Source organism: Bacillus sp. BPN334, assembly GCF_008368885.1.
Lineage (GTDB): Bacteria > Bacillota > Bacilli > Bacillales > Bacillaceae_G > Bacillus_A > Bacillus_A wiedmannii.
Genome location: NZ_QOZW01000021.1, coordinates 63733 through 88755, shown reverse-complemented (window position 1 = coordinate 88755; position 25023 = coordinate 63733). Strand labels below are relative to the sequence as shown.

At 34.5% G+C, this 25023-nt stretch carries 28 protein-coding genes, 2 pseudogenes and 1 riboswitch; of the genes and pseudogenes, 20 read left to right on the top strand and 10 right to left on the bottom strand.

Annotated features, from left to right (window positions below; genetic code table 11):
• Positions 1-10: 10 nt before the first annotated feature.
• On the bottom strand, positions 11-643 hold the full coding sequence (locus tag DN393_RS28690; protein WP_081257278.1) for a cephalosporin hydroxylase family protein: 633 nt from the start codon (positions 641-643) through the stop codon (positions 11-13).
• A 248-nt stretch (positions 644-891) separates the two neighbouring features.
• On the opposite strand from DN393_RS28690, the gene DN393_RS28685 reads away from it, so the two are divergent.
• Together DN393_RS28685 and DN393_RS28680 are read left to right on the top strand one after the other, a co-directional pair.
• Entirely contained in the window at positions 892-1080 is a 189-nt protein-coding gene (locus tag DN393_RS28685) for a hypothetical protein (protein ID WP_064475691.1), read from the top strand.
• Positions 1081-1286: 206 nt separating this feature from the next.
• Positions 1287-2144, top strand: coding sequence for a PhzF family phenazine biosynthesis protein (locus DN393_RS28680; RefSeq protein WP_064475690.1), 858 nt, complete (start codon positions 1287-1289; stop codon positions 2142-2144).
• 49 nt (positions 2145-2193) lie between these two features.
• Here DN393_RS28680 and DN393_RS28675 read toward each other — a convergent pair whose 3' ends face one another.
• A complete protein-coding gene (locus tag DN393_RS28675; RefSeq protein ID WP_088048307.1) occupies positions 2194-2955 on the bottom strand; it encodes a class I SAM-dependent methyltransferase in 762 nt (253 codons plus the stop codon).
• A 240-nt stretch (positions 2956-3195) separates the two neighbouring features.
• Between DN393_RS28675 and DN393_RS28670 the strand changes: the two are divergent.
• Positions 3196-3270: pseudogene (locus DN393_RS28670) on the top strand (DUF2716 domain-containing protein); the annotation flags it as partial.
• Positions 3271-3333: 63 nt separating this feature from the next.
• On the opposite strand, the gene DN393_RS28665 reads toward DN393_RS28670, so the two are convergent.
• The 3 genes from DN393_RS28665 to DN393_RS28655 all read right to left on the bottom strand — a co-directional run bounded on the left by DN393_RS28665 (position 3334) and on the right by DN393_RS28655 (position 6023).
• Complete coding sequence (locus DN393_RS28665) at positions 3334-4104, bottom strand: DNA alkylation repair protein (RefSeq protein ID WP_064475688.1); 771 nt, start codon at positions 4102-4104, stop codon at positions 3334-3336.
• 33 nt (positions 4105-4137) lie between these two features.
• Positions 4138-4443, bottom strand: a complete 306-nt coding sequence (locus tag DN393_RS28660) for an iron-sulfur cluster biosynthesis family protein (RefSeq protein WP_064475687.1) — start codon at positions 4441-4443, stop codon at positions 4138-4140.
• A 113-nt stretch (positions 4444-4556) separates the two neighbouring features.
• On the bottom strand, positions 4557-6023 hold the full coding sequence (locus DN393_RS28655) for an amino acid permease (protein ID WP_064475686.1): 1467 nt from the start codon (positions 6021-6023) through the stop codon (positions 4557-4559).
• Between the two features lie 112 nt (positions 6024-6135).
• Positions 6136-6328: riboswitch (Lysine riboswitch) on the bottom strand.
• 323 nt (positions 6329-6651) lie between these two features.
• On the opposite strand from DN393_RS28655, the gene DN393_RS28650 reads away from it, so the two are divergent.
• Positions 6652-7101, top strand: a complete 450-nt coding sequence (locus tag DN393_RS28650) for a GNAT family N-acetyltransferase (protein ID WP_064475685.1) — start codon at positions 6652-6654, stop codon at positions 7099-7101.
• A 39-nt stretch (positions 7102-7140) separates the two neighbouring features.
• Here DN393_RS28650 and DN393_RS28645 read toward each other — a convergent pair whose 3' ends face one another.
• Entirely contained in the window at positions 7141-8151 is a 1011-nt protein-coding gene (locus DN393_RS28645) for a sulfite exporter TauE/SafE family protein (protein ID WP_064475974.1), read from the bottom strand.
• 98 nt (positions 8152-8249) lie between these two features.
• Here DN393_RS28645 and DN393_RS28640 point away from each other — a divergent pair, with 98 nt between their 5' ends.
• The 6 genes from DN393_RS28640 (at position 8250) to DN393_RS28615 (ending at position 13184) form a co-directional block, all read left to right on the top strand.
• Complete coding sequence (locus DN393_RS28640; protein ID WP_149174166.1) at positions 8250-9047, top strand: VOC family protein; 798 nt, start codon at positions 8250-8252, stop codon at positions 9045-9047.
• 14 nt (positions 9048-9061) lie between these two features.
• Positions 9062-10000: an aminoglycoside phosphotransferase family protein gene (locus DN393_RS28635; protein ID WP_149174165.1), complete on the top strand. Its 939-nt coding sequence runs from the start codon at positions 9062-9064 to the stop codon at positions 9998-10000.
• A 13-nt stretch (positions 10001-10013) separates the two neighbouring features.
• Complete coding sequence (locus DN393_RS28630; RefSeq protein WP_098111784.1) at positions 10014-10757, top strand: metallophosphoesterase family protein; 744 nt, start codon at positions 10014-10016, stop codon at positions 10755-10757.
• A 112-nt stretch (positions 10758-10869) separates the two neighbouring features.
• Entirely contained in the window at positions 10870-11538 is a 669-nt protein-coding gene (locus DN393_RS28625) for a nucleoside/nucleotide kinase family protein (RefSeq protein ID WP_149174164.1), read from the top strand.
• Between the two features lie 43 nt (positions 11539-11581).
• Positions 11582-12124: a GrpB family protein gene (locus DN393_RS28620; protein WP_002168100.1), complete on the top strand. Its 543-nt coding sequence runs from the start codon at positions 11582-11584 to the stop codon at positions 12122-12124.
• A 235-nt stretch (positions 12125-12359) separates the two neighbouring features.
• Entirely contained in the window at positions 12360-13184 is an 825-nt protein-coding gene (locus tag DN393_RS28615) for a DUF2785 domain-containing protein (protein ID WP_098103113.1), read from the top strand.
• A gap of 157 nt (positions 13185-13341) precedes the next feature.
• Here DN393_RS28615 and DN393_RS28610 read toward each other — a convergent pair.
• Positions 13342-14214 (bottom strand): annotated as a pseudogene (locus DN393_RS28610) (hypothetical protein).
• Positions 14215-14391: 177 nt separating this feature from the next.
• On the opposite strand from DN393_RS28610, the gene DN393_RS28605 reads away from it, so the two are divergent.
• Positions 14392-14706 carry a DUF3892 domain-containing protein gene (locus DN393_RS28605; protein WP_098111782.1) on the top strand — a complete coding sequence of 105 codons (315 nt, stop codon included), beginning with the start codon at positions 14392-14394 and terminating at the stop codon, positions 14704-14706.
• A gap of 86 nt (positions 14707-14792) precedes the next feature.
• Here the strand turns inward: DN393_RS28605 and DN393_RS28600 are convergent, their stop codons facing one another.
• Both DN393_RS28600 and pdxR read right to left on the bottom strand, forming a co-directional pair.
• Positions 14793-15233 (bottom strand): YaiI/YqxD family protein, encoded by a 441-nt coding sequence (locus DN393_RS28600; RefSeq protein ID WP_064475674.1) that lies wholly within the window; start codon positions 15231-15233, stop codon positions 14793-14795.
• A gap of 81 nt (positions 15234-15314) precedes the next feature.
• Positions 15315-16757 (bottom strand): MocR-like pyridoxine biosynthesis transcription factor PdxR, encoded by a 1443-nt coding sequence (gene pdxR / locus DN393_RS28595; RefSeq protein WP_064475673.1) that lies wholly within the window; start codon positions 16755-16757, stop codon positions 15315-15317.
• Between the two features lie 124 nt (positions 16758-16881).
• Here pdxR and DN393_RS28590 point away from each other — a divergent pair, with 124 nt between their 5' ends.
• The gene (locus DN393_RS28590) at positions 16882-17793 is read left to right on the top strand and encodes a DMT family transporter (RefSeq protein WP_088048314.1); all 912 of its coding nucleotides are present in this window, start codon (positions 16882-16884) and stop codon (positions 17791-17793) included.
• 18 nt (positions 17794-17811) lie between these two features.
• Here the strand turns inward: DN393_RS28590 and DN393_RS28585 are convergent, their stop codons facing one another.
• On the bottom strand, positions 17812-18279 hold the full coding sequence (locus DN393_RS28585) for an NUDIX hydrolase (RefSeq protein ID WP_098111781.1): 468 nt from the start codon (positions 18277-18279) through the stop codon (positions 17812-17814).
• Between the two features lie 96 nt (positions 18280-18375).
• On the opposite strand from DN393_RS28585, the gene DN393_RS28580 reads away from it, so the two are divergent.
• The 8 genes from DN393_RS28580 to DN393_RS28545 all read left to right on the top strand — a co-directional run bounded on the left by DN393_RS28580 (position 18376) and on the right by DN393_RS28545 (position 24841).
• Positions 18376-18777, top strand: a complete 402-nt coding sequence (locus DN393_RS28580) for a DUF3980 domain-containing protein (protein WP_000610481.1) — start codon at positions 18376-18378, stop codon at positions 18775-18777.
• Between the two features lie 17 nt (positions 18778-18794).
• Positions 18795-19265, top strand: coding sequence for a GNAT family N-acetyltransferase (locus tag DN393_RS28575; RefSeq protein WP_098111780.1), 471 nt, complete (start codon positions 18795-18797; stop codon positions 19263-19265).
• 48 nt (positions 19266-19313) lie between these two features.
• A complete protein-coding gene (locus DN393_RS28570) occupies positions 19314-20204 on the top strand; it encodes an AraC family transcriptional regulator (RefSeq protein WP_088048316.1) in 891 nt (296 codons plus the stop codon).
• Between the two features lie 23 nt (positions 20205-20227).
• Positions 20228-21175, top strand: a complete 948-nt coding sequence (locus DN393_RS28565) for a serine hydrolase domain-containing protein (protein WP_088048317.1) — start codon at positions 20228-20230, stop codon at positions 21173-21175.
• A gap of 207 nt (positions 21176-21382) precedes the next feature.
• Positions 21383-21751 carry a hypothetical protein gene (locus DN393_RS28560; protein ID WP_088048318.1) on the top strand — a complete coding sequence of 123 codons (369 nt, stop codon included), beginning with the start codon at positions 21383-21385 and terminating at the stop codon, positions 21749-21751.
• Positions 21752-21816: 65 nt separating this feature from the next.
• On the top strand, positions 21817-22902 hold the full coding sequence (locus DN393_RS28555; protein ID WP_098103117.1) for an FtsX-like permease family protein: 1086 nt from the start codon (positions 21817-21819) through the stop codon (positions 22900-22902).
• Positions 22903-22904: 2 nt separating this feature from the next.
• Entirely contained in the window at positions 22905-24170 is a 1266-nt protein-coding gene (locus tag DN393_RS28550; protein ID WP_179876832.1) for an ABC transporter permease, read from the top strand.
• Positions 24170-24841, top strand: coding sequence for an ABC transporter ATP-binding protein (locus DN393_RS28545; protein WP_000522857.1), 672 nt, complete (start codon positions 24170-24172; stop codon positions 24839-24841). The genes DN393_RS28550 and DN393_RS28545 overlap by 1 nt, the downstream gene beginning before the upstream one ends.
• The last annotated feature ends 182 nt before the right edge of the window (positions 24842-25023 follow it).

Genomic DNA, 25023 nt, shown 5'->3' with positions numbered 1-25023 from the left:
TATTAAAGTTTCACTTTATCTTCTTTAAAAAACCTTTTGGATTAAATGAGATGAAAAACTTATGCTTAGATTCATCGATTATGAAATTGTTATTTTTAGTTAAAAACTCTTCTACAGCTTCCATTGGACCTGCCCCCCAATCGGGCGAAACAGGATTTCCATTAATAGATGTATCCTCTACAATAATATAACTGCCAGTAGTAACGATAGACTTATAAAGTAAAAGTTCTTTTGAGACATGCTCTTTACTATGATCAGAATCTAAAATAACTAAAATTACATCATCAGGTTTGCGCATACTTAAAATGGTTTGGACGGCCTGTACAGAAACAGAAGAAGATGTTACATACGTAATGCGGTCATGAGATGGACGATTTGGTTGTGGGAATATATCAATAGTAAGAACGTGACCTTTTCCAATTAGATCTAATATAGAAGCTAAATACAACGCACTACCACCATAACAAGTACCACATTCAATAATTAAATCGGGTTTTAATTCGTAAATAATTTCTTGATACAAAAAAAGATCAGTGGGAAGTTTGAGAATGGGGACCCCAAGCCAATGTGTATCATATAACCAGACTCGACTATCGTAATATTGTTTTAAAAATTCGCTACTTATGTTATCGATTTTGAACACTCCTTTCTGAAACGAAAGTTGTACAATATATTATGTGAAATATAATTATAAGGAGAATGTTTTTTAATAAAAATGAGCAAAATACCTCATTAAAAACCAATTTTTTGTATAATAAAAAACTTAATTCAGCAAGGTCTAATCAAAATGCAATTTAAATATGTAGATGAGGGGAAAAGGAACGTATGTATAAGTACACAATTTGCTTCATTAGAAAAGGAAATGAAAATGATGTGAAGGAGATAACTTAAATTACGGCATTCAAAAGTGAAGAAGAACTGAATAAAGCTTTCGAGGCAGCTAAAGCGACTCTAGCAATAGAAGGTATGATTATTACAAAAGAAATGGAAAAAGTTATAAAAGAAAAGTTAGCTGGAAAGATAACGCGCAAGCAACTTATTACATTAGCTGATGCGATTGCGAGACGTGAACGTACTTAACAATCTAGAAGCCACCACAAAATTTTTAAAAATAAACGGGAAAAAAGAGATGATAGATCCAACTCTCAGGCTCTAGACAAACTATTTTTTGGAGAGTTCAGATACTAAAAAATAGTTTGTCTCTTGCTTTATGGCTAATTTATCCAACAATATATATATGTAGTACGTTCTATGCTACAATTTATTATAGGGGAGGAAGGTATCTTATGAAAATATCTGTTTATGTTGCAAGTGCATTTAGCAAGGATCATAAAGGCGGAAATAAAGCAGGAGTGGTATTTATAGAGAATACATTGACCACTACTCAAAAAATGGCAATAGCCAAACAACTGGGCTATGCGGAAACCGCATTTATATCAGAATCTGAAATTGCTGATTATAAAATTGAGTATTTTACACCAAAAGAGGAAGTTGATTTATGTGGTCATGCGACAATTGCCTCTTTCACGATACTGATGCATGTAAATAAACTTTTCAAGAATCGCTATACGATTGAAACGAACAGCGGTGTTCTTGCTATTACCATAAAAGATGACATCATATTCATGGAACAAAACGAACCGATATTCTATGATGTTATATCTCCAAATGAGTTTATCGACTGCTTTGACATTAAAGATATAGACAATACATACCCAATTCAAATTGTCTCCACGGGCTTAAAAGATATTTTAGTTCCTATAAAAAGCGAAACACAATTACATACAATGCAACCTAATTTTGAAAAAATTAAAGAAATCAGCAAGTATTATAATGTTGTCGGGATGCATCTATATACTTTTAATGACAATCGAATTATATGCAGAAATTTTGCTCCACTATACGACATTAATGAAGAAGCAGCGACTGGAACTTCAAACGGTGCATTAGCTTGCTATCTTTATGAACAGCGCTACTTACAAAAAGAAGTCTATGTATTTGAACAAGGTTATTCTTTACACTCGCCTTCCGAAATATTAGTTAAATTAGCAACCAATAGCGAGAATAAAATAGAAAAAGTTTATGTTGGTGGCAAAGGCTATTACTGTGAAACGAAGTGTTTAAATATAGAAAATATTGAGTGAAAATAAAAAAAGAGATGGTAGATCCATCTCTTTTTCAAATGCTCCATGATTAACTGCGAATCGCCTTAATCATAAAACGATGTTGCTTCACATCAAAATAACCTTTTTGTAAGATGATTTCATGTATACGATATAATTCCTCATAATAACCTTCGACAGTAAAATCAGGAATTTGCCACGGAATCGCTTTTAAATAATAGACGATAGCGCCAATGTCGTAAAAGCGTTGAAAAGGGAACTCTTCTTTTGCTTCTAAAATAGTAAATCCATTTTCCTTTAACTCACTACATGCCGTTTCAAGCGACCAACTTGCAAATTCGCTATTTAGCGGTGTGCTAAACTGTTCATTTAGTTCCGCACAATCGAGACCACCAACTTGTTGTGTAAGAAATATTCCATTAGGAGAAAGGATTCTGTTTACCTCAGAGGCAGCATATGATTCATGTTGATTTATGATTAAATCAAACTGACCATCTTGAAATGGTAAAGCAGTATCATCTGTTACCTCTATAACTGTAACCCCTAAAGGTTCTAATTTCTTCCGAGCAATTGGCACGTTTGGAGCATAGCCCTCAGTCGCAAAAATAGTTGATGGGAACGGTTGTAACATAGATAAAAACTCTCCGCCGCCAGTACCCATATCGAGCATTGATTCTGCACGCTGCATAAGTTGAAAAGCAGTGCTGCCGTATGGCCATGATAAAGGCTCGCTCTTCATTCGACCAGTTTCTGAAATAAAAGAAAAATCCCAACCGCTAAAATTTGTATTAGCACTTTCTAATAAAGTTAAAAATAATAAATCACGTTTCATAATTATATCCTCCTATTTTGTAAGTAAATGATATGATGAGAAAAGAAAAAAGGAGGACCTCTTATTAAAGTGGAACGGTTTTACGTTTCATGTTCGAATAGATTCATATAAATTCGCTCCTTGTTAGAGTGGTTATTTGTATATTCGGGATAATCGAGTGGAAATCCTTTGAAGTTATAAGGGAAGGCAGTTGTTTAATGGAAAATTGGATGGAGTTTACAGACAAAGAGGACGATCAAATTTGGAAAAGAGCTTATAGAAAGCTTTGAACGAAATAAGCCGGAAATTTTTCGAAATATTTTAAGACAAGGATAATATTTGAAAGTGAAAACCGCTTATACTTCATTCTTGAAGCATAAGCGGTTTTGTTTAAAATACTCAAAAACAAAAATCTTTTGGCAAAGTACCATTTTTAATAATCGTTCGTAACCCATGTTTTATAATCCAAGGGTTAACAGGATGTTGTTTATCACGTAATTGCTGTAACCATTGAAAAACGAGTTCTTTATCTTCTTTCGTAATATCGTTAATATGATTGGCTACAGATTTTTGGACATATTTAGAAGGATCATTCATTAATGGTTCAAGAAGTTGTAAATTGTTCTTAAAGTCACCCTTTAGAGCTCCCATTTTTTTAGCCCAAGGAAGTCTTGGTCTTGTACCTTCGGAAACTAATCTTCTAATATGGCTGTTTTCGTCATGAATCCACTGTTGTAATATGTGTAGTGTGTCTTCATGGTATGTTTCGAGAAAAGGCCGAATGGCATATTCAGCAGTATTTCTTTTTGTTATTTCATACATGGCGTTACATGAGGCTTCAAAATGGTTAAGTCCATATTTTTCAACGTATTTTGCAATAGGCATGTACATATATCCGTTTGTAAAAGTACCTACTTCTGTTGTATTTTCTGGTCCCAATGTTTTCAGTAAAATATGTATTGCTTCATTAAAATCTTTTTGTAATACATTGTGTAATTCATCTGCTATTACTTCAATACGTTGCTTTAACTCTAAATTTTCAACTTTACATGTTACAGAATCTACAAAGATGCTTTTAGAGAAAGTAGGATCGTGTTTATAAATAGAATCAGCCATACTTTCTGCTAATTCTTCATTAAATAAAAATTTTAACGGAACATATTTACCCATGTTTTCACCTCATTGATCAGTTAAAAACAATTTTTATTTTTTAATCGACAGCCCATAAACTAAAGTCTCACTCGGAGTCGTAATACTAAAACCAGTCGTCTTATAATCAAGTTTCACCGTATCACCAGTATAGTCTTTCGTAAATGAATCCATTTGTACGGTAAAATCAGCATCTTCATATACAACGTCATCTGCATTATATGTATCCCAAATTAAATCCACATCAACGAAAATACTACAAGAGTTTGTCATTGTCCCTCTAATGCGAATAATCTTTTTGTCTTCACGTTCTAATCTATGTATAGCTGCTTTTGCTTCATCAGTAATGCGAATGTTCATCGTATCCCAACCTTTATTTATATTTCCTTTATTATTGCAAAAACAGGAGCAATAATAAAGGGAGAAGCATTGGAATAAAAAACGAGCAAACATATTTGTTTGCTCGTTTCACTTTATTTCAATTCACATTTATCGAGCGGAATCACTTTCGTTTTCTTCGTAAATTTATATCCTAACCATAGTACTAAGAAGAGTGGTAAACCGATGTAAGAAACGAGTACACCGTTCCAATCGATTGATTCGCCCATAAATGCGCCGTAGTTTTGACCTAAAATTACGATGACACAAAGTGCAAATGCGAAAATTGGACCGAACGGGAACCATTTTGCTCTATATGGTAAGTCTTTCAAATCTTTTCCTTGTGCGATATATGCTTTACGGAAACGGTAATGACTAATTGCAATTCCGACCCATGCGATAAAGCCAGACATTCCAGATGCGTTTAATAACCAAATGTATACAACACCGTCACCGAATAAAGAGGCAATGAAAGCGATACTACCGACAATTGACGTTACGATTAATGCGTTAACAGGTACACCGCGGCTATCTAATTTACCAAGAAACTTTGGTGCTTTTCCTTGGCGAGCTAAGTCCCAAAGCATACGAGTTGATGCATACATACCAGAGTTACCAGCAGACAATACTGCCGTTAAAATAACAGCGTTCATAACAGAAGCAGCAAAGGCAACGCCCGCTTTTTCAAAAATAAGTGTAAATGGACTTACTGTTACATCGCTTGCAGCAAGGCTTTCAGTCGTATAAGGAATTAATAAACCGATAACGAGAATCGCAAGGATATAGAATAAAAGAATACGCCAAAAGATAGAACGAATTGCTTTTGGAATGTTACGCTCTGGATCAGCAGTTTCACCAGCAGCTACACCTAATAATTCAGTTCCTTGGAATGAGAACCCAGCAGCCATAAATACACCGATAATTGCCATAATGCCGCCATTAAATGGTGCATCTGCAACAGTGAAGTTTTTAAAGCCAACAGATTCGCCGCCCATAATTCCGAAAATCATCATAAAGCCGACAATTAAAAAGATAATAATAGTAACTACTTTAATAAGTGCGAACCAATATTCAGATTCACCAAACCCTTTAACAGATAAATAGTTTAAAAGGAAAATAATAGCTAAACATAATCCACTCCAAATAAGAGAAGGGGTATCTGGGAACCAAAATTTCATAATTAATGTTACAGCCGCGAGTTCAGCGGCAATTGTAATGGCCCAGTTATACCAATAGTTCCATCCAAGTGCAAAGCCAAGTGATGGATCAACAAATTTTGTTGCATACGTGCTAAAAGATCCGGTAACAGGCATGTAAGCCGCGAGTTCAGCTAAGCTTGTCATTAAAAAGTAAACCATAATTCCAATTGCGGCGTATGCGACTAGTGCACCGCCAGGACCAGCTGTATGGATGACACCACCGCTGGCAAGAAATAGTCCGGTACCGATTGTACCACCGAGAGAAATCATCGTAAGGTGACGAGATTTTAATCCGCGTTTTAATTCACCTTGTCCTTGTGTAGTTTGCGTTTTAGAGGTAGATTGATTTGCTGCGCTATTCATGTTCAACACTCCTTTTCTTGTAGGTTAGGAAGGAGCGGGGGAGAAAAATACAAAAAACCGCCAAAGGAATTAGGCGGAACGTTTCACAAATAACCACCCCATCATACCCTTCCGTTAAGATAGCACCCCACGTTTACACGGTAATTTTGTAAACGTGACAGTTCTGTTCCTTTCGGAGACAGCCCCAGCTCATATTTCCAGAGAAGAAATATAAACTTCGGCAACTTTTCCTTTCAAACGGAGTTGGTGACATTCTCTGTGTCTCGTCCGTTTTACTCATAAAAGTCGCAACCTCTACCTCATCGGATTGATGAGGATTTGATATATTGCTAAGATTTTTAATATATGGCAATTGTAATGACTTTCTGAATATATTGCAAGATATTTTGTTAGAAAAAGTCAAAAAATATCGGTTATTGTATAGGAAACGCTTGCAAAACTCCACCCGAACCTACTGTTATGTAACAAAAAACAAATAAAGAAATTGTTATACAAATGTTTCGCAAAAAATATTGAAAAACCCTTTAAAACTAAAAGAAAATTCTGAAAATATAATTCGACATTCATAATAAGGTCATATTTTTTGTTATAATTAAAATAACGTTTAAGCAAAAAAGGGGAAATTAACATGAAATTAGAAACAGAAAGACTCTATATAGTACCGTGTACAGAAGAGAGTATGCAAGTTGCTAACGAGCAAGGATATAACAGTGGTCCGCATATTGTAGGGCATGTAGAAAATGTAAAACAAAATAAGGTTTTATTACCTTGGGGCGCGTGGTATGTCATTCGCAAAGAAGATGACATCGTTCTAGGTGATATAGGATTTAAAGGGAAACCAAATGAGGAACATACAGTAGAAATTGGTTACGGATTTATTGAGAAATATTGGAATAAAGGGTATGCGACAGAAGCTGTAAGAGAATTAATAAATTGGGCTTTTCAAACAGGAGAAGTAGAAACGATTATTGCGGAGACACTTCTTGAAAATGAAAGCTCGATTCGTGTATTAGAGAAATTACATATGAAGAGAATTAGCACTACAGAAACGATGATTAATTGGAAAATAGAAAAATAAAAAATACCGCTCGAAGTATATCGGGCGGTATTTTTATCGTTATGGTAGCATTTGTTTTTGATCATTCGGATATCCGGTTGTCGATGCGTTAGAACGCTTGGAATGATTGCGAACAGCAATGAAAATAGAAATAATAACGACAAGACCAACTGCCACGTAAGAAAGTGAAATAATAGTAGGGTCCACTTTAAATGTAGTAAGCAGTGTACGAATGTTTGTAAAGATAATAAGGCCACCAACTAATACGCCAAGTAAATGAGAAGGAACGATGCGTACTAGCCATGCAGCGATTGGTGCCGCAACGATACCACCGAGCATGAGAGAAAATACCCAAACCCAACTTACTTGTTCCCAGCCAAGTGAAATGAAGAATCCGATTGTTGCAGCGAGTGAAACCGGAAACTCGCTCGTATCTACAGATCCGATAACTTTTCTAGCTTCATTTCCTCTTGCTAGAAGCACAGGTGTCGTAATCGGGCCCCAGCCACCACCACCAGTTGAATCAACGAATCCAGCAAATAAACCAAGCGGAACAAGTTGTTTTGCAGACATACGTTTTTTTGAAGTGACAATTTGTTTTTGAATGAGGAATCGTAATAAAATATAAACCCCTAAAGTAAATAAAAATACGGAAATGTACGGCTTAATTACATCCCCAGGTAAATTGCTTAAAAAACATGCTCCAATAAATGCGCCAATTGCTCCTGGTAATGTAAGCCTGGAAACGGTATATTTATCAACGTTTCCAAATTTGATGTGAGATGCACCAGAAGCGGCGGTTGTAACGACTTCAGCTAAGTGAACAGATGCGGAAGCTACAGCCGGTGCGATACCAAACATTAATAATAGTGAGGTAGATGTTACCCCGTACGCCATTCCAAGTGCCCCATCAATCAATTGAGCGAAAAATCCAATAATAGCAAAGACAATTAATTTCTGCATAAATAATCCCCCTGTAATAATAAATGAAAAAGGCACTTTTCCCGTATGAGAAAAGTGCCTTTGGTTTTTCCAATCAGCAATAATTAAATTTGTTTCATTATAATACATATTAATCGTATAAATCAACTAGGTTTTAAAGTTTTTTGAATTGAATGAAAGAAAAATAAAATATACAATAAAAGGATGGAGAGAAAGGGGAGAAAGACATGTTACGATTCGATCATCTCGTACACGCGGTACATGGTACACCGGAGGAAGCGGCAAAACAAATGCAGGAGCATGGATTTCATACTGCAGTAGGCGGAGAGCATATTACTTGGGGTACTTGGAATAGTTTATGTTATTTTGATTTATCATATATCGAATTTTTAGCAGTGCAGCATGAAGAAAAAGCGAAGAAAGCAGACAATCCATTAGTACAAGAAACAGTAGTGAAATTAGAAGACGGAGAAGGAATGCTACAAATCGCAATTCGAACAGATGCCATTGAAGACCTAGCAAATAATTTTAGTAAGCACGGTTTACATACGATAGGACCATTTGAAGGAAAACGTATAAGAAAAGATGGCCGTCTTTTAGAGTGGAAAATGTTATTTGTAAAGCAAGAAGAGAACGGACCAAAATTACCCTTCTTTATACAGTGGAATGAAACGGACGAAGAAAGAAGAAACGATTTACGTAACATAGGAACGATTACTGAACATAAAAACAAAGTACAACAAATTGAAACGATTCATTACGCAGTGGAAAATGTTCGAGAAACAGTACGGAAGTGGAAAGAAGTAATGGAGCTAACTGCAAGCCAGGTCGTGAAAAATGAAGAATGGAGTGCGGAGTGTCAAAGTGTATCGTTTGGTGATGTTCATGTGCGGTTTTGTGAACCAGTTGGAGAAGGGCTAGTACTAGAACGATTGAAGTATCATGGCGAATATCCATTTGCAGTGGAATTTAAAGGTGAAAATAAGCGAGAGCATGAAGTGTTACGTAGTTTGTACATATATTGATAGAGGTGAACGTTGTGAAGGAAATGCTTAGAGAGATAGAGAGACAACTAGAATGGCCTCGTATTGTAAAGTGTACAGTTATTTCAAAAGGTTTTTCACATGAAGAGAAATATAAAATAGAATTAGAAAACAGAGTAACATATTTTGTGAAAGTATGTGATGCTGTTCATTTTGAACGTAAACAAGAAGAATATATGTATATGAAACAATTAGAGTCATTACATATTCCAACGCCTAAGTTAATTCATTTTATAAAACTTGAACAAATAAATAAATGTGTTCAAGTATTTGAATGGATCCAAGGTATAAATGGTGAAGAAGGTTTAGGGAAGCTATCCGTGGAAGAACAGTACCATGCAGGAAGAAAAGCAGGAGAAGTACTAAAGAGGATTCACTCAATTGAAAGAGAAAGTGCAAGTAATAAATGGGAAACGGTTCGATGGAATAAATACGAAAGATACGTAGAAGCGTTAGCAAACTATGAAATAGACTTCCTTAATTTGAAGCCAGTATTAAGTTTTGTAGGGGAGCATAAACAATTATTGAAAAATCGCCCTATTACCTTTTTACACGATGACTTCCATCCAGCAAATAGTATGATTCATAATAAGAAATTTATCGTTATCGATTTTGGAGGATATGATTTTGGTGACCCAATACACGATTTTTATAACGTAGCGATTTTTACTACAAGAATAAGTAAACCATTTGCGGTTGGACAAGTTCACGGTTATTGCGGAGGCGATCCGTCAATCCACTTTTGGAAACTGTATTCATTATATGCAGCGATGACATTCCCAGCGGATATCGTATGGACAAACCGAACTACACCACATTTAGTAGAGGATATGAAAGAAAGATTGAACCGAATTATAGAAGATCATAATCATTTTTCATCTTATATTCCAAAATGGTATCAATCACAACATGAGGATATAATAAACAATAAATAACGGAGGGATTCATTTGGATAAAATTGCGGTAATTTCAGATATACATGGTAATATTCCGGCATTAGAATCAGTACTGAAAGATATTAAATTAAGAGGAATTGAACGTATTATTTGTCTTGGAGATTTAGTAGGAAAAGGTCCGCATTCTAGCGAAGTAATTGAAATCGTTCGTAAAGAATGTGAAGGAACCGTAATGGGGAACTGGGATGATTTCATTACAAAACCGACTGAATTTGAAGCGTTAAAATGGCATCAAAAACAATTGTCAGAAGAACAAAATGAGTATTTAAGAAGCTTACCATTTTCAATCGAGTTTTATATGAGTGGGAAACTGATTCGTATGTTCCACGCTTCACCGAGAAGTTTGTATGAAAGAATTCAACCACATGCAACAAGAGAAGAGCGTATTAGTATGTTCGAAAATAGTGAGCTCACAGAGAATATAGAAGGGGAAAGAAAACCAGATGTCGTTTGTTACGGTGACGTTCACCAAGCATTCGTTCAAAATTTCAGAGGGAAAACGTTATGTAATGCTGGTAGCGTAGGTAATCCTCTGGAAATTACACAAGCTTCTTATTTAATATTCGAAGGAACTTACAATGAAAAAGAAGCAGCGAGCTTTTCCATTCAACTCGTACGTGTACCGTATGATATTGAATTAGCTATCAGACTAGCAGAAGAACTCGATATGCCAGAAATTGAAGAATACAAACAAGAATTACGGACTGCATTGTATCGAGGGTTTAAGGGAAAGTAAGTCAATCATAATATATCAACGATTCGAAATAGGATATCGACTTACCGACAAATAATGAAACGAATTGTTACCTATAATTATATTATGTAAACTGATTGTAGGAGGAAATATCTTGAACCGAATACAACGCATGAAAGAAATTGTAGATCATATTTTAAAATTAAACTTAACCCATCCAACAAGAGTTGGAGTAAGTGGTATTACAGCTTCAGGAAAAACAACACTTGCAAACGAACTAGCTGAAGAAATAAAAAAACGAGGATTACCAGTAACACGCGCCAGCATTGACGATTTTCATAACCCTAGAGTGATTCGCTATACACAAGGCAAAGAATCAGCAAGAGGGTATTATGAAGATGCACACGATTATACAGCTTTCAAAGAAAGGCTATTAAAACCTTTAGGACCTAACGGGAATTTACAGTATGAAACGATTTCTCATAACTTAATAACGGACATCCCTGTACATAATACGCCGCTAGTGGCCTCGCCAAATATGGTGCTAATAGTAGATGGAACATTTTTATTGAAAAAAGAAATTGAGTATCTATTTGACTATAAAATTTTCTTAAATACAGATTTTGAGATTGCGAGAAAACGTGGTGCAGAGCGCGAGACTGAGGCTTTTGGAAGTTATGAAGAAGCAGAGAAAATGTTTATAAACAGATATCATGCGGCTTGTAAGATGTATATAGATGAGCATAATGCGAAAGAATGTGCAAATGTTATATTTCAGAATAGTAATTTTGATGATCCGGTAGTTGTATTTAAAGGAATTTAAAATCTTTTATATAACAAAAAGTTCGTGAAAGGGGATGCGTCGGGTGGATAAAAAAGATAATCCGAACGATTGGCCTGTATGGGCGAATGAGTCAGTAGAGATAGTTAATGCAAATCCTGATTGGCAAGATAAAGGCCGATATGAAGAACGGCAACTTTATGAACTGCTTACTCCTCTCGGTATTAGCAAAGTAATACATATAGGAAGTACATCCATACCTGGTTTACCTGCAAAACCTATCATTGATCTAATGGCTGAAACAGACTCATTTGATAGAGTGCTCGATATTTCAGCAAAATTGGCTATATATGATTGGCATTATGTAGGCCCGGAATTAGATGAAAGACCTTGGAGAAGGTTCTTTGTGAAAGTGAAGAATAATAGGCGTGTAGCTCATCTGCATTTGATGGTTAAAGGAACTGAACGATGGGAGCAACAACTTTTATTTCGTAACCGCTTACGAGAAAATCCACAATTAGTTTATGATTATTCAAATCTAAAGCAAGAGTTAGCAAAAAAGTTTAACCAAGATAGAGAAGCATACACAAAAGCTAAAACAGAATTTATTAAACAAGTTCTAAAATGATTTAATTTTTGATTGTAACTACGTTTGAATATAAATGAAAAAAATACTTTATTTTATAGCCTAAACTTACATGAAATGCATGTAAACAAAGTGAGAGACCGCGAAGTTCTAATGTATTTCCTTTTATTTATCAGGATAAATTATATATAATTGAATCAAGTTCATATAAGGATAGGCAATTACAGGGGATAAGGCGGAAATAAGTTAATAAAGTAAAAAGGGGACAGGAAATATAATGAATGAAGTACTAGAATTAAAAGAAGAACTACTACAAATTAAAAATAATAATTATGCTGTACCAGAAGACGTAGATGCATATCCATATGCGCAGTGGATGCTAGATTATATCGGTTCACCTGATGCTGAATTACGTGATGATTTAATTTATAGTACGCTTCACACATGGATTACAAATGATGTGTTTAGACAAAAAGAATTAAGAGGGTTAATGCTACAAGCGATTAGTCCTGATTATTTATTTTATAAAATTGGTGAAAAGGGCACAGACTCTGTATTTAAACGTGCATTCTCCGTATTAATTCCGCCACTTATTTTATCTGTTCATGAAAGAGAACCACTGTTATCTGAAGAACAACTATACAGTGTGGCAGAACAAGTGCTGGAATATGTATATTTAGAAGAAGATGTAAGAGGATACGTAGAAGGAAAAGGCTGGGCACACTCTACGGCGCATGCGGCTGATGCACTAGATGCGTTAGCACGTACAATACAAAATCGTGAGTTTTCATATGCAATACTAGCTGCTGTTCGTCAGAAGGTTCGATTGAGTGATTACGTATATGTACACTTTGAGGATGAAAGATTAGTAGCGCCAATTATGTCGTTACGTAACCAAAATATTTTAATTGGAGAAGAGTGGAGCAATTGGCTACATAGTATAGCAACTGTTGAAGACATCCGACATCCGCAGCATGCTATTTTAGTACAAAATATTAGAACTTTCTTAAGAAGTTTTTATTTTAGAGTTTTAGAGGCAGAAGGTAGTACAGCCTTTACAGATGATATATTGGAGACTTTGAAGGGTTTGCGTAGGTATTAAAAAATCACTAGATGCCATTATAAATGAGTATGTAAGAAAAGAATAAGATTAAAAAACCGATTATACATGTAGGCTCTCTACAAAAATAATCGGTTTTTTAGTTGAATTGAAATTTTAGACTTAACTATACACGAGCGTATATGTCATAACGAGTTTATTAAATATGTAATTGTGGATTTTCTTCATATAAACTATTCACATACTGTTTTAAATTCTTGATGAACAATAAAATATCTTGACTAGGCAGTCTAGCATGTTGAAGATGAAACATGTTTCCTTTCCCAATTTCAAATTCATCTGAAGTTAAAGTAATAGGGATATTTTTAAAGACATGCCATGGGAAATATAAGTGTACAAAGGTTTCTCTAAAATATATACCTGATTGACAAATTAATACTCCATCAGATCCTTTCCCCATATTCCCAAGGACAGACGTATCTAAAAAAGCAATGATTTGTTCTTCTTTTGGAACGATAAATCGTGCCTCAATTGCTTTTAACTTTTTGTCTGAAATATGAGTGTCTACAAATAATCCGTTATCAGGTTCTAATAATTCATTGTACGTTTCAAATAATGAGCAAATGGATTTTATCTCATCCATTTTTATAACTGGATGTATATCATGTTGTTTTGAATTTCGGAATGAATTCGTAAGAGCTATAAGTAATTCTTTAAATAACAGTGGGGGATAATCACTCCCGTTAATATTGAAGCTTTTTTGTGCATCAAAAGATAAGAAACCATCTTTATCAATTTCAATTTGTTGCACTTCAATTAATTGACCCCATTTTAAACTTCCTTTACTTAATAACCAATTTTTCCAGTATAAACCCGAACTCGTAAAGTAAACACCATACTTGCCTAATCCAAATAAATTACAACTTAAAAAAGCAATAATTTGATCATCCGTTGGTATAGAAAAACGTTTTTTGGCAATTGATAAGAAATCTTTAGGGATTCTAGTAACATAAAATCTAGATTGCTAATACTCTAAACAAATATCAGTTAAACGATTAATATCTATATTCATCTTAGCCATTCTCCATTTCAAATTTCGTTTCGATATAATCAATTATAAAGTTGACAGGAAAATAGTAACACTTAAATTTAGCTTAAATTAAGAAGTAAAGTCTTGTAAGTTGATAAAAAAGTACATAAAACCAACACCTCCCAACCATACTAATAAAATGTGTTGGAGGTGAATGTTATGGATAAAAAAGACTTTGAAAAAGTTTACAATGATTACTTACATCAAGGAGAAGAGCAAGCGCAATTTGAAGTAGACCATGAAGTCAACTCAGGAGCAGAACAAATTGTTGCCGTTCGTAAAAATGATGATGGTGATTTAATAGCGTTTAAAACAAGTAGCGGGAGAGAGTTAGATTATGTAGCTGCTCTTAGTGAAGCAAAATCAGGGAAGTTAGCTCATGTGGACGTATTTCATAAGTATGGTAGAGATATTATACGTAGTGAACCGGATGGAATAAAAGAAAATAACTTAGATAATTTACCTTCATTTTAAAAGGGTAAACTTCAAGAAGAGAATGTTCATTTGGATATTCTCTTCTTTGTTTTGCGAAGTTTTCCTAGCAAATAGACGATTCATTTTTAAAGTGCGATCATACTTTTAAAGAGCTCTCTAAATTTCTCTTTATCTTCTGCTGTAAATGGTTTCGGTCCCTTTGTACGTTTACCACTTTTTCGAACCATTGCACTTAAATATCGTGTTTGTAACAATTGTTCAATGTTATCATTCGTATACTTATAGCCTTTATGATGTAGCACGATACAGCCTTTTGCTAAAGCAAGCGAAGCAAGACCGTAATCTTGCGTTACGATTAAATCTTCTTTTTTTGCTAACTGCATTATGCGGTAATCCGCAGCATCTGCTCCGGAATCAACATAAATTGTTTCCACACCTTTTGGTTGTTCTGCATTAGAATAATGAGAAAAACTAGTAACGAGGGTTACAGGGATTTCTGCATTCGTAGCCTCTAAAATAATTACATCTTTTACAGGACAAGCATCTGCATCAACGTAAATTTTCATTTTTATCACTCCTATAACTAGGTTCGTGTTGATAATAATGGTAGATTTTTCTTTTGTCAAACGATAAAGCTTTATGTAAAGTCATTTTCCACAAACTAAAATAGCTTCTCGCAAACGAGAAATACCTTCCTCAATTTGATTAATATTCACTTTTCCATAAGATAAACGAATATAACCATCTTTCGCACCGAAAATACTACCGGGCATAAAGGCGATTTCTTGTTTTAAACTTTGCATAATGAGTTGTTTTTCGTTTATCGGTTCTTTTAATTTTCCCCATATGTATATACCGCCAGTCGGGTTTGAAAAAGAGATTTTATCGTGAAGTTGCTCATTTAGGGCGCGAACGATAACGTCTCTTTTTTCTGCTAATTGTTTTCGTAACGGTACGATATGAGACTGAAATGGTACAGTTTCGAAAAATTGTTGCATAAGCCACTGCGGGAAAATGCTCATACCTAATTCCATTTGGTGCCTTGCGTCAGATAACCTTTCTACTACAGACTGCGGAGCGACAAGCCAGCCAACTCGTAAACCTGGTGCAATCATTTTAGATAAGGAATGTACATAAATGACAGTTCCGTTTTCATCAATCGATTTTAAAGTAGGGCAAGGTTGTTTCTTTTCTAACGTAAGTAAGCTGGACGGATCATCTTCCACAATCGCAATTCGTAAGTCTGCGCAAAGTGATAACAGTTTTTTTCTACGGTTTGGATGAAGCATTGTGCCCGTAGGATTTTGGAAGTTTGGATTTAAAAATATCATTTTAATACGGTGCTTTCTATATAACTCTTGCACATCGTCTGGGTTAATACCGTGTTCATCGACAGGTAATGGGAAAATACGAATACCTGCTGATTGGAATAACGGTAAGGAATAACAGTGTGAAGGACTTTCGAAAGCAACTGCATCACCTGGATTTAATAAACATTGTACGATAAGGTGAAGTGCTTGCTGTGCGCCAGATGTAATCATTATGGATTGTTCAGTCGCTTCAACTTTTAAATATTCTTTCATATATTTTACGACCGCTTGTCTTAGCGGGAGATAGCCTTGCGGATGATCATAACTTAATGAATGCGTTAACGGTTGTTCTCGTAAAATTGTCTGTAGTTGATCGTGAGGATAAAGGTTACAACCGAGCTCGCCGTTTGCGAAATCAATGATATTTTCATTTTGTTGTACTTCTGCCCGAATATGGCGAAGTAACGGTAAGTTTGGTAAAAAAGTACCACCTTCTACGAAATTTCTCCAATTCGGAGTTAATGTTGGAGAAACGCCCCACATATGTGTACTTACACGTGTCCCTTTACCAGTCGTACTTTCCACAATCCCCATAGCACGTAGTTCATTATAAGCAGTCGTTACCGTACTTCGGTTTACATTTAACTGCGTAGCTAATTTCCGTTCGGAAGGGAGGAAGCTTCCAGGAGGAAGTTCTCCGTATGTAATACGTTTCTCAATAAAGTCAACTACTTGCTGATAAATTGGGATTTTACTGTCGTTATCTAGCTTCCATTCCATACAAACGCCTCCGCATCTCTTATATACATTAAGTATAACAAATTGGCTGGGGAAAAAAACAGCCAATTGGACGGTGCTATATCCAGCCAATTTTACTATGCTAAATATGGAAGGGGAGATTCGGATGAAACGATGGCAAATGGAGTGGCTCCTAGTATCAGTAGCATTAGTATGGGGAGCAAATTATACAATTGGAAAGTATGGCGTGGCATATATGTCATCCATTCAATTTAATAGTTTACGATTTTTAGTAGCATCTCCGGTATTATTACTTATTACATTTTTAATGGAACGCTCATTACGTATTGAAAGAAAAGATTGGTTACGACTAGTAGCAGTCGGTATCGTTGGTACGGCAATGTATCAAACGATGTTTATGCTATCTGTGAAATATACTTCAGCAACGAACGCCTCATTATTAATTGCGATGTCACCTATTTTTACAGGGATATTAGCAGTATTGCACAAACAAGAACGTTTTTCGATGAAAGTACAAATAGGTTCAATAATAGCGTTTATTGGTGCAGCATTCGTTTTATTAACAGGACATATAGGAGGAGCTACTTACGAATATGCGTGGCTCGGAAATGTAATTGGATTAGTCGCAGCAATTGCGTGGGGATGGTATCCAATATTAGCGCAACCTCTTATTACAAAGTACTCCGCAATGAGAGTTACATCATGGTCTACTTTAATTGGAATTGTACCACTAGTTATATACTGTTTATTCAATGTAAACTCTTTAACATGGCCAGTAGATACGCCAAGCTGGGGTTCACTAGCATATTCAATCATCTTTGCGACCATCTTCGGACTAGCAATGTGGTATGTCGGTATTAGTCAAATAGGCTCAACGAAAGTAATGGTTTATATGTATCTCGTACCATTGTTCGCAGTTATCTTTGCGGCAGTTACAATTGGAGAGCAAATTAATATGATGCAGCTCGTTGGCGGTCTTATTATCTTTATCGGTTTATATGTTGTAAAAAAAGGCGGAATCAAAAAGCCTGCACTTAATTTGAAAAAAGTAAGTTAGTAGTAAAAAGGATCTCTTTCATATAGAAGGAGATCCCTTTTGTTTTCGTAATAAAAGAGCTTGCTCAACGGCCCATTTTTGATGATCATGAATGAGAAGCTCTACAGCAAGTAAAGGAGACATCCACCTTAGAACATGATCATCCTCACAGTTTTCAGTTTGTTTCTGCACCATGTTCGCAATATAAAAGAACCCGTCATTTAAATAATATATATCTTCCTTTTCTGCATAAAAATATCGAGCCGCATTACCGATATATTGATCAATTTCAATTGCCCATCCTAATTCCTCTAGTAGTTCACGGTGCAAACACTCTTCTTTTGTTTCATTACCTTCCATACCACCACCAGGTAAAAAGTAACGGTCTGCTTTTTGGATAACAGCAATCATTGAAGAAGATGAATGGAAAATAACTGCATAACAACTAGGTCTTAATACATAATGAACGGTACGCTTTTTCGAGCTAAACGTAAGTTTTGAAATCATAAAACACGACCTTTCTCTATAAAATACATAAAAGGGATATTAAGGTAAATGCAGAATGATATAAGTATAATCTTAATAGATTGGAGTGGTAACAACATGATAAATCGAAAATGTTCAAGGTGTAAAGAGATAACGGGTACAATACATGGGGGTAAAAAAATTAAGGAAGAATTTTTATGTGAGGACTGTTTGCAAAAAGGAATTGCGAGCGGGGAAATCGAATTATCACAAGTGGAGAAAGAACAAACTTCGTATCTTTCTATAAAAATATTAAAAATAATGAGTGTTATTTATTTAATAGTATCAATTATAACCGCTTTTTCTGCTGGAGCATTTATACAGGATCCAGGGCTTGGTGGAATATCTTTTTCAATAACAGGTGCAGTTGGTGTTATGATAATTGGATCGATATTTCAGTCTGTTCTTGTATTTTGTGGAATATGGGTATTCATCCTTTTAGTAGAAACGGTTATTAAAATTTATGAAAAAATGAAGTGAGTGAAAGGGAGAAACATATGCAAGTAAGAAACATCCAAGTGGAAGATTATGTAAAGATTCATTCTGTTTTAAATGATTGGTGGGGCGGTAGAGATATGGCTGCTATGTTGCCAAAACTGTTCTTCGTTCATTTTCAAGAAACGAGTTTTATCATTGAAGAAGATGGCGAAACGTTAGGTTTCTTATGTGGATTCTTTTCACAAACATATAAAGATGAAGCATATGTTCATTTTATCGGTGTCAATCCGAAGTATAGAAGAAGAGGAATTGCATCGACATTGTATTCTTATTTCTTTGATATCGCTCGTGCAAATAATCGTAAAGTTGTAAAAGCAATTACGTCACCAATTAACAAAAAGTCGATACAGTTTCATCAAGAAATCGGTTTTCGAATTGATGCCGGGGATGATGAGATAGAGGGTGTATCGGTACATACAAATTATGATGGGAATGGCGGTAGTAGAGTTTTGTTTTTGAAAAATGTATAAAAGTAGGCTAGCTTAACGTTAGCCTTTTTGTTGTGAGGAGATAAAAGTATGGAGAGTAAACAAAGTAGAAATGAGTACTTAAGACGCATTTATAAGGTACAAGATTATATAGAATCAAACATAAATGATTCAATTTCAATTGAAGAGCTAGCGGATGTAGCAGGATTTTCAAAGTTTCATTTTCATCGGATTTTTAAGGGGATCGTAGACGAGCCATTATCACGGTATGTAAACCGATTGAAGTTAGAAAGGGCAACGAATCTACTTACATATCGCACAGATATGACGATTACGGATATCGCTTACCATTTTGGTTTTACAGATTCAGCAGTTTTCTCCCGCACATTTAAAAATTATTACGGAGTAAGTCCGTCTCAATATCGAAACCACAATAGCAAGAATTGCAAAGACGTAAGCGGAACTTCTCAATACAATGAGTGTAAGAAGGTTCGAGGAAATGTTGAAATTGTATCAGCAGACGATATAAACGTCGCATACATAAGGCATATCGGTACATATGAAGAGTTAACGATTGCTTTTCCAAAAATGATAGAGAAACTATTTTATTACGCATCGAAGCAAAACTACCATGTATTCGAGGATACGAAAGTATTAACCATTTATCATGATCATCATGAATTTACAGAAGACAATCATTTAAGAACGAGTCTTTGTATAACAATTCCGAATGAATCCGCAGTAGAAACGAGTGACATTGGAATAATGGTAATACCTTCAGGCAAGTATGCGATAGGCCATTTTGAAATATTCCAAAACGAATATAAAGGAGCATGGGATTTCTTATACGGCGAGTGGCTACCAAATAGCGGATATAAACCGAGAAATTCGTATCCTTTTGAAATGTATAAAAATGACCCAAAGCAGCACCCGGAAAATAAACATATAGTTGATATATATGTACCTATCGAACCTTTTTAATCATTGATTAAGGGGGAAGAACAATGCAAACTGCTGAAAAGTTAGATCAGATTATAAAAGAAGAATATGAAAATATGAATGGTATGTTAGTAGTACAAAAAGGTGATGTTATTTTTGAAAAATATTATAACGGTCACGGTCCAGATGATGCATTTCATATAGCGTCAGTCACAAAAACGATTATTTCTGCGTTAATTGGACTATGTGTAGATAAAGGCTATATAAAAAGCGTTGATCAAAGAGTAATAGAATTTTTCCCGGAATATAACGTTAATTCATCTGAAATAACAGTACGACATCTTCTTATGATGAAAGCTCCACATCCTTTCGTAGACTGGCAGGAACCGTTAGAAGAACTATGTACACAAGAGGATTGGATACAGTATACACTTAATAGAATGGGGAATGGCGGAGAAATCGGATCTTTTAAATACTCATCTGCAGGAGCTCATATACTATCAGCGATTATAACGAACGTAACAGGAAAAAGTGCGCGTGAATTTGCGAATGAGTACTTATTTCAACCACTCGGCATGAGAAAAATCCCAAACTACAATATGAAAGCATTTGGATTCGATGACTTATTCGGAAAAGATGTAAAAGGATGGGTTCATGATCCAAATGGTATTTCGACAGGCGGCTGGGGACTAACGTTAACAGTTAAAGATATGGCTAAGTTTGGACAGATGTTTTTGAATGAAGGTATTCATAATGGAAAACAAATACTATCAAAATCATGGATAAAAGAATCGACAGAAATGAACCAAAATCAATATGGTTACTTATGGTGGTTACGAGAAGAGGCTGGAATCTTTTCATACTGTGCAATGGGCGATGGTGGGAATTTGATTTGTTGTATTCCGAAGAAGGATTTGGTTGTAGTAATTGCTTCTGAAGTTATGCCGAATGTACGGGATAGATGGGAATTGATTGTGAAATATATTCTTCCTTATACAGGATCAAATAAATAACGGAAGCAAAAAGATGGTGTGAATGGGAGTTTCATACCATCTTTTTCTTTTATGACGGAAAGTTCAGAGCAATGTAAGGGTTGTGTGGAAAATGTAAAAATTAGGATTTTTTAATATGAGATTATTTTTTTTATGTATAATGAGGACAAGGCCTGAAAATACTTAAATATTTAAGTGAATATTTTAAACAAGGGAGATTGAGTTTATATGAAAAACTTACTTCAAAAAACTCTAGCTACTACAGGGCTAACTGCTTGTTTATTAGGTATGGTTTCTTCCGTTTCATTTGCTTCGATTAGTTGGGATTCTTATGGGAAATGGGAAGGGAGCGGAGGAAAGGCTACCGGACACGCCTACACTGCGCAAACAAATGAACCTCATTTTTACAAGATGACTGTAAGGGCTAGCTTTGATGATGGGTCTTCTAAAGAGGTAGAAAAGAATAATGCTAAAATTACAGATCGTGTGAACGTTAAAGTTTCATCCAGAGGGCCAATTACCACTGGTTATTCGGGTCATGAATGGGTAATGAAAGGGGATAGTGCCTACACCTCTAAGGAAATGGTAATTAGATAACAATCAACAAAAACCGTGAAAAAGGATAAATACCTTTTTCGCGGTTTTTAAAATGAGGAGGATATATGAATTTAGTATTAAAAGAAATAGTGGTAAACAAAGCAATATTCATTATGTTATTTATTGCGTTTGTATTGACAATATGGCCGATACTTATAGCAATGTCGACGAAAGATTATTATGATGAGAAATTTTATGATAGAAAAAATGGTTATTTTAATTATTACTATTCCGTTCAACTTACTAATATAGGGGAATTAAATTTCAAACAATTCCAGACGTTAGTAGAGACTGATTTTAAAAATGCTAGTGTTATTACAAATGATATTCGTATTACTATTCCGGGTATCGGCCGAGCAACAATGAATGGTCTCCTTAATAAAAATTGGTCTCCACCTTTGCTAAAAGGTTCTCAGATGGAACAAAATGAAGAAAATAGTGTAATAGTCGGGAAGAAGATTTATAAGGATACGGAAACAATAAAACTATTTAATAAGGAATATACAGTTAAAGGTGTAGCTGGAGCAAATACTGGATATGAGTATAATATTAAAATTTACGTCGCTTTATATGATATGCCAGATGAAGTGAAAAAAATGATCCAAAATGAAAATACATTCCAAATGATCGTTCGTTCTAACGAAAACCCTATAAAGGAAATAAACACTTTCATACAGCATATAAACCAGAACAATAAAGATATAAATGCCAAAGTGATAAGTGAAAAAGAGAATTTTGAGAAAGAAAAAAACTCAAGTAAAGCTGTGAAAGAGTTATTAAGTTTTCCATTTAGGCTTTTTTGTATAGCTTTAATTACCAGTATAATAGTAAGTTATTATTGGATTTATACGAAGAAAAAAAGTCTTTCGCTAAGGAAATCTTTGGGAGCAAGTAATGTAAATCTTTTTATTTTTATATTTAGTCAATTATTTTTATGTGCAATCATCGCATCAGCCTGTGCGATATGCATACAATGGATTTTTAGCACTTTGAGTGAAAGTATTATAGAGTCTACAAGCTATAGCATTAGTTTACAGCCTACTCATATTGTAATGTGTGTATTTCTTTCACTTAATATAGCTTTTATCCTCTCTGTTATACCATTTGTATATGTGCTTAAAAGTGAACCTGCTAAAGCATTAAAGGAGTAAAAATGATGAGAATAAAAAGTGCGTTCATAGCATTAAAAAAGAGATTTCTATTTTCGGTACTTCTTCTAATACAGATTACATTTGGATTAGCAACTATAACGAGTTCAATTAATGTATTTTATAATTTACACCATCTAAACGATAAATCCAGCTCAGCATTAAATGTGGATAAAACATATTTAGTTACTTTTGAAAGGACGACAGATAGGTTACAAAGCAATCAATTTAATAAAGAGCAAATTCAAGCGTTTTATAATACAATTCATCAAAATAAAGACGTGATTTCGTATGGTACATACGAGGAGAGTTTAATTGAAATAGAATCAAGTAATAGACCACTTCAAAACAATATGATTGCTGATTTGAAACATAAAACGTTTCACGATGAAAGACCTACTGTTCAAACAATTGTTGTAGATGAAAATTACTATAAATTATTAGGTTTACATTTAAAACCTAAAGAGGGTTTCTTGCATGAAGATTTTCCAAAAAATAGTGAAGAAAAAACAAAAGTATTAATGGGTTCTTACTTTAAGAAATATTTTCAAGTTGGGGATACAATTAATAATCAATATACAATTATAGGCTTTTTACCAGAGAATAAATTTATCGTAGATAATAATACAACGAACGTTTATTTGAAGTTGGATTACGCAATGATAATGCCTATGTCATCTAATAGATATGAAAATTATGAAGGAATGTTTTTAAGACTGCATCAAAGTACAGTTTTACATTTACGAAAAGATGCAGATGTAAAGAAACTAGAAGAATCAATTCAACTTAAAGGAAACGGTGGAACGTTTCATTTGAAAAATTTAGGTGATGAAATAAATATAGATGTTACTCTTAACAGCTATTCTGAATTACCTCAACTTATAGTAGGAATCTTATTCATTCTATTCTCGATCGTCGGAATGGCGGTAACAACCATCGTTTCTATCTTAATGAGAAAGAGGGAATTTGGTATAAAAATAGTTTTTGGCGAAAGTAAATTTGGAATGTTTATTCAAATTGTTTTAGAAAACATTATTGTAGCAATAGCGGGCTTAGGAATGTCAATAGCTTACTTTTCATGGAGGTATGGGAAGCTGCTGCAAATGTCAAAGGATTTTAAAGCAGTATCGGCATTAGACTTTAAATTGGACATGCCTATATTATTTTTAGTATTTCTTTTCTTATTATTGATCATCATTGTCTCGAATGTAATTGTCTTCTTATTTATTAGAAAACTCGAACCGAAAACATTAATAGGTGGGATGGAATAATGGGTTTAATTGAACTAATAGATATTAAAAAGGTGTATAGTAACAAGAATCACAATACGTTCGCCTTAAACGGTATAAACTTAACAATAAATAAGGGCGAAATTATAGCAATAATGGGGCGATCAGGCTCAGGGAAAAGTACACTATTAAATGTTATAGGGTTAATTGATATGCCAAATGAGGGTGAATATACGTTAAATGGAAAACCATTAAATGAAATTAGAGCGAATAAAGTTCATAAAACAAGAAATGAAATGATTGGATTTATTTTTCAATATTTTGCATTGTTAAAAGAACATACTGTACTGGATAATGTAGCACTACCACTCACGTATAGAAAGCTAAGGAAACGAGAAAGAGAAAATAAGGCGAAGTTCTATTTAGAAAAAGTAGGTTTAAAAGAACATATGCATAAAACACCGGACGAGTTATCAGGTGGACAACAGCAGCGCGTCGCAATTGCTAGAGCGTTAGTAGGCGAACCAGAATTAATATTGGCTGATGAACCGACTGGAAATTTAGATAGAAAAACAGGAGAAGAAATTATGAGCTTGCTATTACAACTGAATGAAGAAGGACGAACAATTATTATTGTAACGCATGATATGGAAGTAGCGAATAAGTGTAATAGAATTATTGAGTTAGTTGATGGGGAAATTGTGCAGAGTTAGTAATTCAACAAATATACAGTAAAATAATTATATCTAATTTAAGAATCCGTATTGATTAATTTTTCAAAATGGATTCTTGTTTATTTGTAGAATTAAAGTAAAATAACAAATTCCCCGTAACTTTCCAGCACAAAAAATCGTTTAACAAAAGAAAGGATTTTTAATCACGAATGGGGGAGAAC